The following is a 16000-nucleotide window of genomic DNA, read 5'->3' as shown; positions in this document are numbered from 1 at the left end:
CGAGCATTGACGTATATATGTTCGCTCAAAAGGCCAAGCAGCAGCTTGGCCTTTTGCATTTTAACATTTCAGAATACAGCCGGGCAGCCTTCTCGAAAAGGTGGAATAAAATGACGATACATAATCAATTAGAGCGTATTAAGCGGAAGCTAAAGGACGCGGCTAAGGTGGATGCAAACCATCAGCTATTTGGAGCTAACAGTCATCAATATCGTTTGCATGAACCGCTTGGACTAGAGGAGCTCCGCGAATTTGAGCAAAAACACGGCATCGTTTTGCCTGCGGAATATGCCGCTTTTTTGACGAATATTGGCAACGGGGGAGCAGGGCCTTATTATGGCATTCACCCTCTAGGGGAAAAACAGTCCATTGAGCTTGGGCGAATGGATAAGCCATCTTCTATACGTCCTGAATTGACCAAGGAGCAATGGAAAGCTGACTACCCTGCGCTGCATGATGATAGCAATATAAGTGACGAGCAGTATGAAGAAGAGCAGGCGAAAGCTTTTCAAGGCTTGCTGAACATTGGGGAGCAGGGCTGCACGTATGAGACGATGTTAATGATAACAGGCGAGCATCGCGGTAAGGTCGTTTATATCGATCTCGACTACCAAAAGCCAGTCGTTACCTTTGAAGCAAATTTTCTGGATTGGTATGAGCGTTGGCTCGATGAAATCATTGCTGGCTATGAAACCAGCTGGTTCGGTATGCGGCGTGGCGGAGATGAACGGGAACTCACCGAGCTCTATCAATCTACATTAGATGAGTCTGTAAAGCTTGAGGCATTAAACGGAATGTTCAAGCTGAAAAATATAACGGCTGAGACGATTGCTTTTCTGGTCTCGCAATATGAAAGCTCTTCAAACGAAGTAAGCCAATTATGTCTGCAAATTTTGGCCAAGAAAAATTTTGCCGAGGCCGCGAGGCTCATTCATGAAGAATTAACGAGCAGCAGTGCTGAAAATCGATTGTGTGCCATCCAGGCCATTCACTGGTATATGCCCAAAGGGGATCAGCAATTTAATGAAGAGCTCATAAGCATGCTGCCAGCGGCGGCAGATGCTGAAACGTTTCGGTTCATCTGCTACATTCTTCATGCAGCGGAAGTTGAAATGCTGCCTATGCTGCTGCCTTTTTTCACTTATCCGGATGTGGAAATTCGAGTTCATGCTGTTTACCAGGCAGGCCAATCTAGCAAAAAAGGGATGTATGCAAGCGAACTTATCCAGAGGCTCGACGATTCAGAAGTACGAGTAAAGCTTATTGCTCTACAGGCACTGACAGGGATAATAGATCCCGCGCTTTTGCCTATTTATGAGCGTTTGCTGGAGCGGCACCAGACAGACAAAGATTATATTCGCTCCAACGTGCTTCGGAGACTGGAGGAGTTTCAGTTCAAATCCAAGAAGCAAATGGATAAGTTGCTGCCATCCTCTTTGGTACAGGTTAGAGCATTATTAGGTAAACATTTGTAAGGAGTCCGTGAATAAGGTGAAGAAGAGGTTGTTCCTTATGTTTCATAATGAGGAATAGCCTCTTTTTTTTGGCGCATAATAGCTTCACGTGGGGTGATTTGGCTGTGAACGAAGGATATTTGTCGTTCTGGATTATGATTATGGCATTCATATTAATGACGACTGGCTGGGCGGAATATGTCGGAGCAGGGCGTTCAAAGCTGATCGTTGCCGTTTTATGTCTGTTTGCCCAGCCGTTTCATTATCATGTAACCATTTATGGGACGGCCGTTGAGATTTATGCAAGCATAATGATTGTGGCAGTCGCTGTCTGCTGGTCGTTTCGCAGAGGGGCAGGCGGAGAATCGAGGCGATATCTGCTGTTGTGTGCTTGCTTGACCGGTATTATTTTGGGTGCCATCCAAAAGCTATACCGGCTTGATCCGGTGTTTTTTTGGCTTGACCCCGCTTGGGATGGAGGGCTGCTCGGCGGTTTGCTCGTAGCCGCTTTTTCAGTGAAGCCGGGCCATCAATTTGGTATTTTGCTGCTGGCGGCTGCTATGGCGGAATTGGCGAATGGGCTCTTATCAAGTGGCACTTACATGGCTCGCATTGGCTCCTTGGCTTGGTGGGACAGCTTTTGGCTCGCTTTTGCCTGTGCGAGGCTCATCAGTATAGCTTTCCACTTGCTCCGAGCTTCTTACAGCAAGGTGGCGGGAGCGGAAGCGGGCTGGAGAAATAAAGGAGGGAGCTCCCCAAAATGAGCCATTATTTAATTGCGAATAAGCATTTGCTTGGCGTATTGCTTGGAATGGCATTCGGTATTATTGCGAGGCTGCTGATGCTAAGAACCGATTATCGCCAATATCCGACTTATCCTCACGGCCGAATTATCCATATTTCGCTAGGCGTTATTGCGGCGGCACTCGGTGCAGTAGCCGTTCCTGCGCTATATAGTAAAGACTATACGGCTATTACCTTTTTATCATTAGCAGCACAGCAATTTCGGGATGTCAGAAAAATGGAGCGCGAGACGCTGACGAAAATCGACAGCTTGGAGCTCGTCAGCCGCGGAGCGACTTATATCGAGGGCATCGCGATGGTATTTGAAGGGCGCAATTACCTCGTAATCATGTCCTCGCTGCTTACCAGCCTTTTTGCGGTAATGGTCAATCTCTGGGTCGGCCTGCTGGCAGGAGGCTTATCGCTGCTGATCGTCCATCATTTTCGTTCGGGCAAAACGCTGTCCCATATTATTTCGGCGGAAACAGCGGAAGTGCGTATGGATGGGCCGGATCTGCTCGTTGGCGACATTTATATTATGAATGTGGGGCTTAAGTCAAATCAGGATATCATTCGCGAGCGCGGAATGGGCTTTATATTGACGCCTCTCAACGCGAACAGCAAGGTTACAATGGGTAATTTGGGCCAGCGCCAAGCGATTTTGTACGATTTGGCTACGATGCTGGGCGTTTACCGGGATGATGGCGAACCGGCCTTAATTCCAATGGCGAAGCTCGATATGAAGGACGGCAGGCTTGCCGTATTTATGCTTCCGCAGGACAGGGACAAGAGCAAGGCGCTCAAGGTGATCGGACGCGTTCCGATTCTCGAATCGGCTGTGCGCATGCCTACAGAAGCGAAAGTCAATAAGCAGGAGGGCTGAACATGGCGAATATTGTTGCAGTCGTTTCGAGCAACCGGGATGTCGCAGGAGGCGGTGCACCGATCTTTTTTGCAGACAATGAACAGGAACTGGAGCAGACAGCTTTTCTGCTGGAGAAGATTTTGAATGCCAATGCCCATAATCTAAAAAATGGCGTCATTATCCTCGTTAATCACCTTTAACATGAAAAGTTAGCCAAGGCGGCTGTTTTTTGCTATGATGGTAAGCGTGAGAATTACTGAAGGAGTGAATCGATAACTATGGCAAGACCTGTTATCGCCATCGTCGGGCGCCCGAATGTGGGTAAGTCTACCATATTTAATCGGATAGTCGGCGACAGGCTGGCAATTGTAGAAGATAAGCCGGGGGTTACGAGGGATCGGCTGTACGGCACCGGAGAATGGAATGGCATAGCCTTTAATATTGTAGATACAGGCGGCATTGAAATTGATGGTGAAGATGAAATTATGAAATCGGTTCGGATGCAAGCCGAACTGGCAATTGAAGAGGCAGATGTCATTATTTTTATGGCAGATGCGAAAGCGGGCCTCACCCATTCGGATGAGGAAGTGGGACAAATGCTGTTTCGCTCCCGCAAGCCTATCGTACTCGCTATTAACAAGGTAGACAATGCGGGACGTATGGACGAGGTATACGAGTTTTATGGCTTAGGCTTTGGCGAACCGATTGCCATTTCCGGCTCCCACGGCATGGGCATTGGCGATTTGCTGGATGCTGCCGTATCGAAGCTGCCAGAAATCGAAGATGTTGAATACGAGGAAGATGTTATTCGCGTTGCGTTGATTGGACGTCCAAACGTTGGCAAATCCTCGCTTGTAAATGCGCTGCTTGGCGAAGAACGCGTGATCGTCAGCAATGTAGCAGGTACAACTCGCGACGCTATTGATACGCCTTTCGAGCGCGATGGACAGAAGTACGTGCTGATCGACACGGCTGGTATGCGCAAGCGCGGCAAAGTGTACGAATCCACGGAAAAATACAGCGTTATGCGTGCGATGAAAGCAATTGAACGCGCTGACGTTGCCCTCATCCTAATTAATGGCGAGGAAGGCATTATCGAGCAGGACAAGCATATTGCAGGCTATGCGCACGAAGCGGGCAAAGCATCTATTTTTGTCGTCAACAAATGGGATGTCGTCGAGAAGGACGAGAAAACGATGCAAGCTTTCTCCCAGACGATTCGCGACCACTTCCTGTTTATGTCGTATGCGCCGATCGTTTATTTATCCGCGCTTACGAAGTCCCGTCTGCATAAGCTGCTGCCTGTCGTGAATCACGTTTCGGAGCAGCATGCTTTGCGTATTCAGACGCATTTGCTGAATGATATTGTTGGAGATGCGGTTGCTTACAACCCGCCGCCGACCGACAAAGGCAAACGTCTGAAAATCAACTATGTGACACAAGTGGCGACAAAACCGCCGACGATTGTCATTTTCGTCAATGAGCCAGAGATGATGCATTTCTCATATGAGCGTTATTTGGAAAATAAAATACGGGCAGCGTTTAATTTCGAAGGCACGCCGCTACGGTTATTTACACGTCGCAAGTCAGACGAGGATTAGGGGAGAAGAGGCGTGCTGTACTCAGCCATTGCAGTTATTATCAGTTATTTATTAGGTTCCGTTTCATTCAGCATCGTCATCGCGAAATGGCTGAAAGGCATTGACATTCGCGAGCATGGCAGCGGCAATGCAGGGGCGACGAATACGATTCGCGTGCTTGGTAAAGGGCCGGGTATTACGGTCTTTTTGCTGGATATTGCAAAAGGGGTAGTAGCTGTACTGCTGGGAGAGTGGCTCAGCGGAGGCGACGCGGCAAGCTGGACGCCTGCTTTATGCGGCCTTGCAGCCATTATTGGCCATAACTGGCCGATTTGGTTTCGTTTTAAAGGCGGCAAAGGCATCGCGACAACCGTTGGTGTCATTTTAACGCTTGCTTTCTTGCCAGCGCTGCTTGCGGGTATCGTCGCTATACTTGCTATTGCGATTACGCGCTTCGTATCGCTTGGTTCCTTGCTGTTCGCAGCATTGACGCCGATCTTTATTGCTTTGCTTACTTACTCTTTGCCGCTGCTTTGCGCGAGCCTTGTATTATGCGTTTTCGCGTTTGTTCGTCATAAGGCGAATATTGTGAAGCTGCTGAAGGGAACGGAGAACAAGCTTGGCGCAAAGAAAGGAATGTGAGTCCAATATGGCAAAAGCAAAGACCGAACAAGCGCGCCGCGCTGCGGTGCTTGTAGCGGGAAGCTGGGGAACAGCGCTTGCTTCCGTTCTGGCTCGCAACGGCTATGAGGTGCTGTTGTGGACGCGTAATGCGGAGCAGGCTAGCGGCATCAATGAAAGCCGCATGAATGCTAAATATTTGCCAGGCGTAACGCTTCCTGAAGGTCTTAAGGCAACGACCGACTTGCAAGAAGCGCTCAGCGGAGCGGAGCTTGCCCTATTCGTTGCTCCATCCGGCGCCATGCGGGAAGTGGCGAAGCAGGCTGCTCCTTATCTTCCAGCTCAGACGCTTTGCGTCCATGCGACAAAAGGCTTTGAAGCCGATACGCTGAAGCGGATGACGACGGTGCTTTCCGAAGAGCTAGGCCGTACAACTGAGCAAATTGTGGTGCTGTCTGGCCCGAGCCATGCGGAGGAAGTCATAAAACGCCAGCCTACAACCGTTGTTGTCGCTTCGGCGGACATGAAAGCTGCCGAGCAAGCACAGGATGCTTTCATGAGCTCCGATTTTCGCGTATATACGAATCCGGATGTCGTAGGCGTTGAAGTAGCTGGCGCGATTAAAAATATTATCGCGCTCGGTGCTGGCTTATCCGACGGGCTCGGCTTCGGCGATAACGCCAAAGCGGCACTGCTGACGCGAGGCCTTGCAGAGATTGGACGCTTAGGCGCTGCCATGGGCGCCAATCCGCTCACCTTCGCTGGGCTTGCCGGCGTTGGCGATCTGGTCGTTACTTGTACGAGCCAGCACAGCCGCAACTGGCGTGCGGGGCATATGCTGGCGGATGGTACGCCGCTTGGCGACGTGCTCACCAAGATGGGCATGGTCGTTGAAGGCGTGCGTACGACGCGTGCCGCGTTTGAGCTGGCGAAGCGCTATGAGGTTGAAATGCCGATTACCTCGCAATTGTATAAGGTGCTGTTTGAGGAGTTTTCGCCAAAAGCAGCCGTTGAGCATCTTATGGGCCGGTTAAAAACCCATGAGATTGAAAGCATCGGCTAAGACAGGCGCCTACACCAAACGATTTCCTTGCTCATATGATATCCCATCGGAGCTAAAGCTTAAGAGCAACGAGCTGAAGCGATTGCGATGGGAGGTTAGTGCATGGGAAAAAATATTTCAAAAGACGTGCTCGGCGCAATCAATAAAAAAACGGGCAAAAATATTTCCGAAAACTCGGTCAAGAAGCTGGCCAGCGGTGTAACGGATTCGACAATGCAGAACGAAGCCGAACTACGCAAGCTGATCAAGCAAGTGGCAGAGATGGCGAAGGTGCCTGTTGCGGAATCGACTATAAACGATATTGTCAAAGCCGTTAAGGCGACCGGCATGAATATGGGCAGCATGGAATCGCTTGTCAAAATGATGATCAAGAAGTAACAAATCCTTATATTTGGGCAAAAGCGCAAAGCTTTGCTGCAGCGGAGCGATTCCGCAGCGGCAATTTTGCGCCTTTTGTCCTTTTTTGCAGTCAATGATATAATATGGGTTGCATTTATTACATTGGTGAAGAGTGGGAGAAGAGTCGACTATGGATGCTATGATGAAAATGTGGGTTTCGCTGATCGGCATCGGCTTAATGGCCATTTCGGCGGTTATCATTACATTTGCCCGGATTAAGACGAAGGGGATCGTCAAATTTATTTTATCGCTGATTGCTTTTGTTTTGCTGGTCATTGGTTTTATTTGCGGAGTCATTTCCATTATTTAACGGTTATACGAGGGGCATACATACATCCAGATAGAGAAGGGGACGGTTGCGTTTATGATTGAGCTTACGGGGAGAACGAAAACGGCGATTGTAGAAGCGGAGGACGGGCTGTCGCTGCTGGATTTGGCCATGAAGCATAATGTGGATTTTGCTTTCTCTTGCACACGGGGCACCTGCGCCCGTTGTCGCTGTCATGTGATTGAAGGGGCTAGCGGGCTTGAAGGGATAACGGATCAGGAATGGGATCGTATGGACCCGGAAGAGTTTGAAGAAGGCTATCGCCTTGCTTGCCAGGCGATTGTAAAGTCGGTTGATGTGAACATTAAAGCGGTTAACAAGCCTTATTTTTAAAATATAAGCATTTATAAGTTTCACCACCTCGTCATTTGTTGCTTTAACGGGTAGTTGGAGTTGATAGAGCAGAGTGCGCCGCCATTAATTTGATGAAGGAAGTGCAAGTGATGAGCATTAGAGGACAAATCGAGCAAGCGTTAACCTCCATTGCCCAGCTGACAGCCGGAAGCGGTGCTCCTTGGATCGTTGGGGGCAGCGCAGGGCTTATGCTGAGAGGCACGGCGCTGAACAGCGAACCTAGAGATTTGGATTTATACACCGATGAGGCTGACGTCGCTCGTCTTCATGCCTTGCTGCAGCCTTTTTCCACAGATATGCCTGTATTGGATGAGACGGGTATTTACCGTTCCAGGCTGAGCCACTATCTCATCGACGGGGTACCCGTTGAGCTTGTAGGCGGATTTGTTGTGCGAGCACACGACAGCTGCTACGAGACGCAGGTGCGTTCGCTGCTGCTGCCTTACGCAGAGCAGATAAAGGTTGGCAGAGGCGGCTCTGCACCCGCTGCGACCGTGTCTGTTGTGCCGCTGGCCCATGAGCTATGGTTTAATGTGCTTCGTGATCGTCCAGATCGTTATGAACTGATTATTGAAGCGTATTGCGAGGATGAAGCCCGCCATAAACCAGCGCTAGAGCAATTGGAAAGCTGCAATCAGCTCAGTGCAGCGCTGAAAGCGGAAGTGCGCCGCTGGATTGCGGAGCAGCGGGTAGGGCAGCTGATATGAGCGCCGAGGTGACGTTTCTGCCTGCTGGCAAAACCATTAAGGTGCGCCCTGGTACAACGCTGCTGGACGCTGCAAGACAAGCGGGTATTGCGGTAAGAACGCGCTGCGATGGCAATGCCGCTTGCTTTATGTGCAAAATGGAAGTAAAGCCAGGCAGCGAGCTGATGCCAATCGGTGAAGTGGAACGGCGCAAGCTTGCAGGCATGGAAGACGGCATACGGCTGTCTTGCCAGGCGCGCGTGAAAGGCAAGGTGCAGGCCGAAATTCCGATGGACCCGCTGCGCGCAGCGGTGCTTAGGCAGCTGGCAAAACAGGCCGAGGAAGATGATAAGCTTTGGTAAGGCTGGAGAGATAGGGGGACGCGTTAAAATGTTTAATTTCGTGCTTGCGCATCCAGTTAGCCGCGGGCTATGGGCGCGGAGGGCAGCGCTGCTGGCAGCTGCCGCCGTGCTGCTGGTGTTAACTGGATGCATGTATCCGAATGATCGCCTATCGCAAAATCAAGGCGCTCCGAAAGAGGCGGTCCGCAATGTACAGGCCGCAATTGATGAGTATAAGGCAGATACGGGTGTACTGCCAATTAAGAATAGCACGCCTGAAACGCCGTTATATGAGAAGTTCATCCTTGATTTCGTTCCGCTGCAAGGAAAAGGGTATTTGGGTGACATTCCGTCCGCGGCATTTGAGAAGGGCGGCAATTTTTATTTTTTAATTACGGATGAAGAAACAGATCCTAAAGTTCGATTGATGGATTTGCGCATTTATCAGCAGATTAACGATATTTCGAGCTGGGTGCAGGCGTATTCCACTGCTAATGCGGGCAAGCTGCCGAAGGGCGACGAGGCTTACCCGGGCTTTTATTATGTGGATTACAATTTGCTTGGCAAAAAAGCGCCTACGATTGTCAGCAGCTACTCAGGCTTGACGATGGCGGCAATGCTGGACGAGAAAGGCCAGATTTATGCGGATTATGGCCCTGATCTCATGCAGGCGATCCAGAAGGATGGCGAAACGTCCTTCGCCGCCGATTTCGACCTGCGCAGGCTGTTGGTCGAGCGGGATGTATTTGTGCCAGTAAAGGCTCCCGTCTATAATTGGGTGGACGGGCAGCCGCAGGCGGTATCGTAAATTTCATATCAATTGATGTTCATAGGCTATGATTTTGGCATCCTCCAAGCTTGATTCCTCAAGAATCGGTTTGGAGGATTTTTTGCTGTATTGGCATACTGCAGCGGCATTTCTCATATAACTCAATCTTGGAAGGGCAAGAACGTGAAAGAAGCTTTAAAAGATTTCATAACAATCGTCATAATCGGAGAGTTGGAACAATAGGATATTACTAGTCCTAAAAGCTGTACGAGTTGCGTCGCTGGCCTGCCCTCTTGTCCGGTGGAAGGCGGCGAACCGGGAAATCAATTGGGAGGGGATATTCAGTGGAGAAAGTAGACATTTTCAAGGACATAGCCGAACGTACCGGTGGGGATATTTACCTCGGTGTTGTAGGGGCTGTCCGGACGGGCAAATCAACGTTCATTAAGCGGTTCATGGAAACGGTGGTGCTCCCTAACATTACGAGTGAGGCTGATCGTATACGAGCCGTAGACGAGCTGCCGCAAAGCGCCGCGGGCAAAACCATCATGACAACCGAGCCAAAATTTGTGCCAAACCAAGCGGTGCAATTGAAAGTAGCCGAAGGGCTGGAAGTAAATATACGGCTGGTCGATTGCGTCGGCTATGCGGTAGAAGGTGCGAAAGGCTATGAGGATGAAAATGGGCCGCGGATGATTACAACGCCGTGGTTCGATGATCCGATTCCTTTCCAGGAAGCAGCGGAAATCGGCACGCGCAAAGTCATCCAGGAGCACTCTACATTAGGCGTAGTCGTAACGACTGATGGTTCTATCGCAGAAATCCCGCGCAGCTCCTATGTAGAGGCCGAGGAGCGGGTCATCAGCGAGCTGAAGGAAGTAGGCAAGCCGTTTGTGCTGATTATTAATTCGACGCGTCCACGCAGCGAGGAAGCGCTGCAGCTGCGCTCCGAGCTTCAAACGAAATATGATATTCCGGTCATTACGCTCAGCGTAGCAACGATGGGGGAAGAGGAAGTTATTTCGGTACTGCGCGAAGTGCTTTACGAGTTCCCTGTTCATGAAGTCAATGTGAATCTGCCAAGCTGGGTAATGGTACTTAATGAAAATCACTGGCTGCGCAGCAACTATGAAAACTCGGTCCGCGATACGGTAAAGGATATTCGCCGTTTACGGGATGTGGACCGGGTAGTCGCGCAGTTTATGGATTACGACTTTATCGCCCGGGCGGGACTCAGCGGCATGAATATGGGGCAGGGCGTAGCCGAGATCGACCTGTATGCGCCGGATGAGCTGTATGACCGGATTTTGATGGAAGTGGTCGGCGTAGAAATTCGCGGCAAAGATCATTTGCTTCAGCTAATGCAGGAATTTTCCCACGCGAAGCGGGAATATGACCGATTCGCCGAAGCGCTGGAAATGGTTAAGGCGACGGGCTACGGCATTGCAGCTCCGACGCTTGCAGAGATGGCGCTCGAGGAGCCGGAGCTCATTCGCCAAGGCTCAAGATTCGGCGTAAGGCTGAAAGCAACAGCTCCATCTATCCATATGATCCGCGTCGATGTGGAATCGGAATTTGCGCCGATTATAGGCTCGGAGAAGCAGACCGAAGAGCTCGTACGATATTTGATGCAGGATTTCGAGAGCGATCCCATCAAAATTTGGGAGTCCGACATTTTCGGCCGCTCGCTGCATTCGCTCGTAAGAGAAGGCATTCAGGGCAAAATTGCGATGATGCCGGACAACGCGCGCTACAAATTACAGGAAACGCTGGGCCGGATTATTAACGAGGGCTCTGGTGGCCTGATCGCCATAATTTTGTAACGCATTTAAACATAGTTGAAACAGCCGTTGCTTGAAAGGCCAATTTGGTCTTCAAGCAACGGCTGTTCTGCGTTTGCTGCGGTTTGTCAGAATGTGGACGTAATTTGGAAAATTGACTTAGTAAGAGCCTGTTCTAAAAGCCTTCAATTTCCTGAAAAATAAAAATACACATACGCTAATAGTGGGAAAATGGAAGTGATAAAACGACTAAATTAATCATACGAAAGGTGCATTTTCGTGGAATTGTAGTTAGAACTGCTTTCCTACTGCTAATATAGTATACTCGGATTTGTTCCAGATCTGATTGATCATGTGGACGACCGGGTTGTACTTAAAAAAACGCTTCCCTCTACAAGTAGGGCAGACAGCCTACCCAGGATCAGCGTGTATATTTTCAGATGCCCTACCTTTACTTCACATGGTCAAAAATCGTCTCGTTTCGGGAACTTGATGCTCAACTCAAGAGAAAAAACATGCGTGGCGTATGTGTGTTGGTGTCCGCGTCATCGAGCAAGTCCCTACACACAGCTGCCTGAGTCATTTTCGCGCGAAAGTTACGCTACCCTTGTTCTATACGATTCACGAGCAGGAGCTGGAGCTGAGGGATTACTTGTAACCGATGCTGACATGATTCAATTCACGATCGATTTGGGTGAATGTCAATGGCTACAAGCACAAGCGCTGCGATTACCTCAATCAACAGGCATGTGCTTGTGAAAAAAACTATACTGATCCCAATGCTACCATCGGTGTACAGCTCAATAAAGCGAATCAAACCAAATTTTTTATCTTGTACCGCATGTATGCTATTGTTTGTTCGAGTCCGTGGGACCTGTTGGTTTGTTTTCCATAGTGCTTCCGAATGATACGGCAGATAGGAAGGTGATGGTGCCGATTATGTAAAATCCTTGCTTACCCATGATGTCGCTGAGATGCCGGGCAGTAAGTACAACACCAAACGGCCGGAGCATTGTGATGCTAAGGGAAGGTCGGAATACGATCAAGGCTATCCCTTGGTCTTTAATGTATTCGATAAACCTTTTGGTTTCGGGGAGAAGAGTGCGCCTATCCGTCCTGTCAATTCGGAAATCCGATCGTAGGAGTCACCAAGTAACAGCATGAGGTGGATGACCTTATGGTAAAAAAGCAAAAAGAGGACAAACAGCTTCAGCAAGATGCTGCAGAGTTTCAGGACCTCCAAGAGAAATACGAGGACGCCGTTAAGCAGTTGGGTGAAAAAAAACTGGAGATCCATGTCCTGCGAGACCTGGTTAAAAAACCAGCTAATAATTGTCAAGTAATTGTGTATTGGTTATGAGTGCTTTTGTTGGTATACTGTTTTTAAGTATGACAAATAACCTTCATTGGCGTGAAGATTATGGGCAAATATGGTTATTGGATTTGGAAGGGCTGGCCCTTACTAAGGATGGCGTACACGTGAGGGAGAAGCTTGTTGGCGCAAGCGATCACGACCACCTTATAAGGCTTGCCTTCTTTTTTCTTGTCGTAGAACGCTCGAATTTTAGAGTTGCTGCTTCCGTGAATACCACATTGTACTGCTAAATATAAAGCAAGACGTAGCCTCATAGAACCACGCATTGTAATCCGTGAACACGGTTGCCGTAAATTTACCTGAGCTGAATATGCCCGGATCTAAGCCTGCAAAAGCAACGAGCTGCTTCGGATTTTCAAACTGCCTTACATCCCCGATCTCATCGACAAGTGCTGCTGCAAGTTTGTCCCCAATGCCCGGTATGCTTTTCACCAATTCCACCTCTGGGAGACGCGCTGCCATCTGGTTCATTTGTTTCTCTAGCTCGCTTAGTTGCTCAGCAAATGAAAGCAGTAAGGGGATCATACCGTGCAAAATAAAGGTTTGGGATCTACTTTTTGGTTGCTCGTTCCTAGAAAACAAAACCGTCATGAGTCGTTTCGCTTTTTCTTCTACCCACCGCTTGGAATGGGATTTCCCTGCGTGTATCTGGATCTCTCCGACCAGATCTTCAACATAGCCTTCGAGGCAACGAGACAGCACCTTTAGAGAGGTAACAGAGAACACCGCACGAAAGACCTTCTCGTAGGCCGGAAAGACCTGGTCTAACAGAGCTCTCGTGTTTTATTTCGCTTGGACGAACATGCCCGTTATAAATGCATGTTGTCTGGTCACATGCTGAAGCTCCGTATATGTCTCATCCCATATACGATGTGGGGTGACATCCCCTCGGTAGTACATCTCCGCTAAATGCCAAGCATCTACAGCATCCGTCTTTACCTTACGTAACTGTGTCCCTTTTGCTCGTTTAGACTATAATGGATTGATTATAGTACGTCGATCCACTCCGTTCTAGATAGGCGGCAAGTCCGCGATGATAATGCCCTGTTGCTTCGAGAACAACGACTGGATCGATCTGGGTTTCTTCCTTTAATGCTGCTAGCAGCTCGCCTAAACGTTCCAATCCACCTTCTCCGTGCGAGATGCTCGTAGGCTTCCCGTACGGGCTCGTTCCGTTTCAAAAATGCTTATACGACGCTAGAACCTTCCGCTACATCTACACCTAAAACTTGCTCCATAGCTCCCTCCCGATTTGTATTCGCCGGCACTCCCACGATGGTTCCAAAACCATAGCTTCGTTTGTGATGCGAGGTCAAAAGCCTCTACCAGCTCAAACATGGTCATTGGGGGTAGTGGGAGAACGGTTTTTTTAACGGGGTGATTGCCCCTAAGAACCCCACGTTCTCCCGGCTACCGCCATCCTAATCCAACCACAAAAATACGCCAACCAGTAAAAACTGGCTGACTTAATAATACAAAGTATCCCGACTGGAAGTAGCGAACCATTGGATTTGACAAGGCTAACCTTGGCGTACCGTGCTACGGATTAGCGGGGTTCCTCGTTCGACCTACTATTACCGTCTCCTGCATCCAGAGCCTCAGCGTCCTGCCGGTAAAGGCCGTCCGATACTCGGATTTTCACACGATCAGACAGGGACGCAGATGAGGGATGGTCGCATTCAGACATGGATGCGGCGCTTGGTACAGGGACCGAATGGGGTTTTTAGTTACCGGAAGCTCACCGTCCTTTTACAGCGGAAACATGGGCTTCTCATTAACAATTAAGAAGGTGTATCGTCTCTGTAAATCCCTGAGCCTGCTGGCTTCAAAGCGGGAGAAAACAAACGTGGTCCATCGAAAGATTAGAAACAACCGCGTGGTCACCCGAGCCAACCAGCCCTTGGCAGATGGATATTAAGTACGGATACGTAAAGGGTCAGAACAGACACTTTTTTTGGCTAGTATCATCGATGAGTTTGACCGGAATATTGTCGCATACTACCGGGGTTCTACCTGCCGCACGCCAGAGATCCTGAAAACCATTCAGAAGGCCATAGAAGCCCGCGAGGTGTGTCCAAGGGAGAGCCCTTGCTATTTCTTCGCACAGACATTGGTCCCCAATTCATCAGTAAAGCCTTCCATGCGTATTGTGAGCAGGCTGGGGTGGAACACGAGCGGATCCCGCCTCGGACCCCGAACAAAAATGCATTTATTGAGTCGTTCCACAGTATTTTGGAACGGGAATGCACCAGCGCAACTGAAAGAAGAAGCCTTTGCCGAAGTGGACCGTTTCGTTCAATATTACAATTATGATCGTATTCACGGCAGTCTGTATGACTGGCCTCCAACGGAATATCTACGCAGGTTACAAATGAGAATTCTATCTCCTAAGACCCTTGCGCTATAGTGCGATTTTGTGAGAATGAATGGGATAGTGTCCAATTTTAAGGGGTTAAACCGAAATGATCTCTTAATTCAATTTATTTTTCGCCGAATATATAGCTGGAAGTTTCAAGTTTGAAATTAGGAGTCATTGACGTTCACTTAAGTGGTGCAAAATAGAGATAGCGTAAAACCATCATTAACGCTATTTTACGCGCAATATCTCTATAAATTTAGGGTTTTCGTTAGCAACCTATCGCGGATTCAGGATTAAATTTGATATTCCATTTTATTCATGTCGAATATTGATTATATTTATAGTTGTAATATTTTATTAAATATTGTAGAATAAACGATATTGATGGTTTGGAAGAAAAAACAAAATAAAAATGCACTTTATCATTTCGCCCCGCCAAGAGCCCTGATAAAGTGCATCGGTTCGTGATGCCCTTATTATAAAGGTATACCACTTTTTAATTATACATTATTCTATGTCAAATTAAAAGAAGATTAGTGGATATTTTTATTGCAACGGAAAATCCAATGAAAGGAATGGTTAATAATAGATGACGATGAAAAAAGAATAGGAGTTTTCATTCAAATTTCTAGCTGGGTGTGATTTAAAAGAAAATCCTAATATTTGATCAAAAAGGTAAACGAAGCTAAGGTGACTAAATATAGGATTGCTAATGAGGTGATAATATTGGACTATATATTCATTTTGGAAGTTTTCTGCTTTATAGTTTTTATTTTTTCTGGAATTTCGAAGATAGTTTCAAAGGAGGAGTTTGGAAAAACAGTTTCATCTCTTTTGGAATCAAAAAAACTCGTTCGAATTACAGTAATTGTTGTACCTTTTTTTGAAATTGTTGCTGCAGCATTAATGTTATTTGCTGATACAAAATGGATTTCTAAAATATTAATTCTTGGGTTATTGGGAGCATTTTTAGTGGCCTCTTTTATCGCAATATCAAAAAAGAGGTCAGTAAGTTGCAATTGCTTTGGGAATTTAATTCCGGAAAAACTAGGTTATGATAGTTTTTACAAAATAAGTTTTCTCATTATAGTTGATGCATTTCTAATGTTAGATACTTCAAATTACACATTACTTAATGGTCCGATTGAGAATATTGTTGTATCTGTAATTGTCTCAACTGTAGTTTTAGTTGTCTACGGTATATATAAGAATTTAATAGCTTTAAATGAAATTAAATTATAA

General features: G+C 47.9%; 17 protein-coding genes and 1 pseudogene. 17 read left to right on the top strand and 1 reads right to left on the bottom strand.

Annotated elements, in window-relative coordinates:
- Positions 1-110 precede the first annotated feature (110 nt).
- The 15 genes from ASF12_RS01675 to ASF12_RS01605 all read left to right on the top strand — a co-directional run bounded on the left by ASF12_RS01675 (position 111) and on the right by ASF12_RS01605 (position 12384).
- Positions 111-1475, top strand: a complete 1365-nt coding sequence (locus tag ASF12_RS01675) for an SMI1/KNR4 family protein (protein ID WP_056032658.1) — start codon at positions 111-113, stop codon at positions 1473-1475.
- A 104-nt stretch (positions 1476-1579) separates the two neighbouring features.
- On the top strand, positions 1580-2218 hold the full coding sequence (locus ASF12_RS01670; protein ID WP_155972710.1) for a YphA family membrane protein: 639 nt from the start codon (positions 1580-1582) through the stop codon (positions 2216-2218).
- Positions 2215-3120, top strand: coding sequence for a YIEGIA family protein (locus tag ASF12_RS01665; RefSeq protein WP_056028846.1), 906 nt, complete (start codon positions 2215-2217; stop codon positions 3118-3120). Before ASF12_RS01670 ends, ASF12_RS01665 begins: the two co-directional genes overlap by 4 nt.
- A gap of 2 nt (positions 3121-3122) precedes the next feature.
- Positions 3123-3302: a capping complex subunit for YIEGIA gene (locus ASF12_RS01660; RefSeq protein ID WP_056028844.1), complete on the top strand. Its 180-nt coding sequence runs from the start codon at positions 3123-3125 to the stop codon at positions 3300-3302.
- A 78-nt stretch (positions 3303-3380) separates the two neighbouring features.
- Complete coding sequence (der, locus tag ASF12_RS01655) at positions 3381-4703, top strand: ribosome biogenesis GTPase Der (RefSeq protein ID WP_056028842.1); 1323 nt, start codon at positions 3381-3383, stop codon at positions 4701-4703.
- A gap of 12 nt (positions 4704-4715) precedes the next feature.
- On the top strand, positions 4716-5324 hold the full coding sequence (gene plsY, locus ASF12_RS01650; RefSeq protein WP_056028840.1) for a glycerol-3-phosphate 1-O-acyltransferase PlsY: 609 nt from the start codon (positions 4716-4718) through the stop codon (positions 5322-5324).
- Between the two features lie 7 nt (positions 5325-5331).
- Positions 5332-6366 carry an NAD(P)H-dependent glycerol-3-phosphate dehydrogenase gene (locus ASF12_RS01645; RefSeq protein ID WP_056032655.1) on the top strand — a complete coding sequence of 345 codons (1035 nt, stop codon included), beginning with the start codon at positions 5332-5334 and terminating at the stop codon, positions 6364-6366.
- 102 nt (positions 6367-6468) lie between these two features.
- Positions 6469-6744, top strand: a complete 276-nt coding sequence (locus tag ASF12_RS01640) for a stage VI sporulation protein F (RefSeq protein WP_056028838.1) — start codon at positions 6469-6471, stop codon at positions 6742-6744.
- A gap of 151 nt (positions 6745-6895) precedes the next feature.
- The gene (locus tag ASF12_RS01635; RefSeq protein ID WP_056028836.1) at positions 6896-7075 is read left to right on the top strand and encodes a DUF2768 family protein; all 180 of its coding nucleotides are present in this window, start codon (positions 6896-6898) and stop codon (positions 7073-7075) included.
- 54 nt (positions 7076-7129) lie between these two features.
- The gene (locus tag ASF12_RS01630) at positions 7130-7426 is read left to right on the top strand and encodes a 2Fe-2S iron-sulfur cluster-binding protein (RefSeq protein ID WP_056028834.1); all 297 of its coding nucleotides are present in this window, start codon (positions 7130-7132) and stop codon (positions 7424-7426) included.
- Between the two features lie 110 nt (positions 7427-7536).
- Entirely contained in the window at positions 7537-8154 is a 618-nt protein-coding gene (locus ASF12_RS01625) for a hypothetical protein (RefSeq protein WP_056028832.1), read from the top strand.
- The gene (locus tag ASF12_RS01620; RefSeq protein ID WP_056028830.1) at positions 8151-8495 is read left to right on the top strand and encodes a 2Fe-2S iron-sulfur cluster-binding protein; all 345 of its coding nucleotides are present in this window, start codon (positions 8151-8153) and stop codon (positions 8493-8495) included. Before ASF12_RS01625 ends, ASF12_RS01620 begins: the two co-directional genes overlap by 4 nt.
- A 28-nt stretch (positions 8496-8523) precedes the next feature.
- Positions 8524-9282: a hypothetical protein gene (locus ASF12_RS01615; protein WP_056028828.1), complete on the top strand. Its 759-nt coding sequence runs from the start codon at positions 8524-8526 to the stop codon at positions 9280-9282.
- Positions 9283-9587: 305 nt separating this feature from the next.
- Positions 9588-11066: a stage IV sporulation protein A gene (spoIVA, locus tag ASF12_RS01610; protein ID WP_056028826.1), complete on the top strand. Its 1479-nt coding sequence runs from the start codon at positions 9588-9590 to the stop codon at positions 11064-11066.
- Positions 11067-12201: 1135 nt separating this feature from the next.
- On the top strand, positions 12202-12384 hold the full coding sequence (locus ASF12_RS01605) for a hypothetical protein (RefSeq protein ID WP_056028824.1): 183 nt from the start codon (positions 12202-12204) through the stop codon (positions 12382-12384).
- 74 nt (positions 12385-12458) lie between these two features.
- Here ASF12_RS01605 and ASF12_RS36460 read toward each other — a convergent pair.
- Positions 12459-13580 (bottom strand): annotated as a pseudogene (locus ASF12_RS36460) (IS110 family transposase).
- Positions 13581-14469: 889 nt separating this feature from the next.
- Here ASF12_RS36460 and ASF12_RS36455 point away from each other — a divergent pair.
- Entirely contained in the window at positions 14470-14712 is a 243-nt protein-coding gene (locus tag ASF12_RS36455) for an integrase core domain-containing protein (protein ID WP_162241875.1), read from the top strand.
- A gap of 772 nt (positions 14713-15484) precedes the next feature.
- A complete protein-coding gene (locus ASF12_RS01595) occupies positions 15485-16000 on the top strand; it encodes a MauE/DoxX family redox-associated membrane protein (protein ID WP_155972707.1) in 516 nt (171 codons plus the stop codon).

Origin of the sequence: Paenibacillus sp. Leaf72, assembly GCF_001422685.1 — a bacterium.
In the GTDB taxonomy this organism is placed as follows: domain Bacteria; phylum Bacillota; class Bacilli; order Paenibacillales; family Paenibacillaceae; genus Pristimantibacillus.
This window is presented reverse-complemented; position numbering and strand designations above follow the sequence as displayed.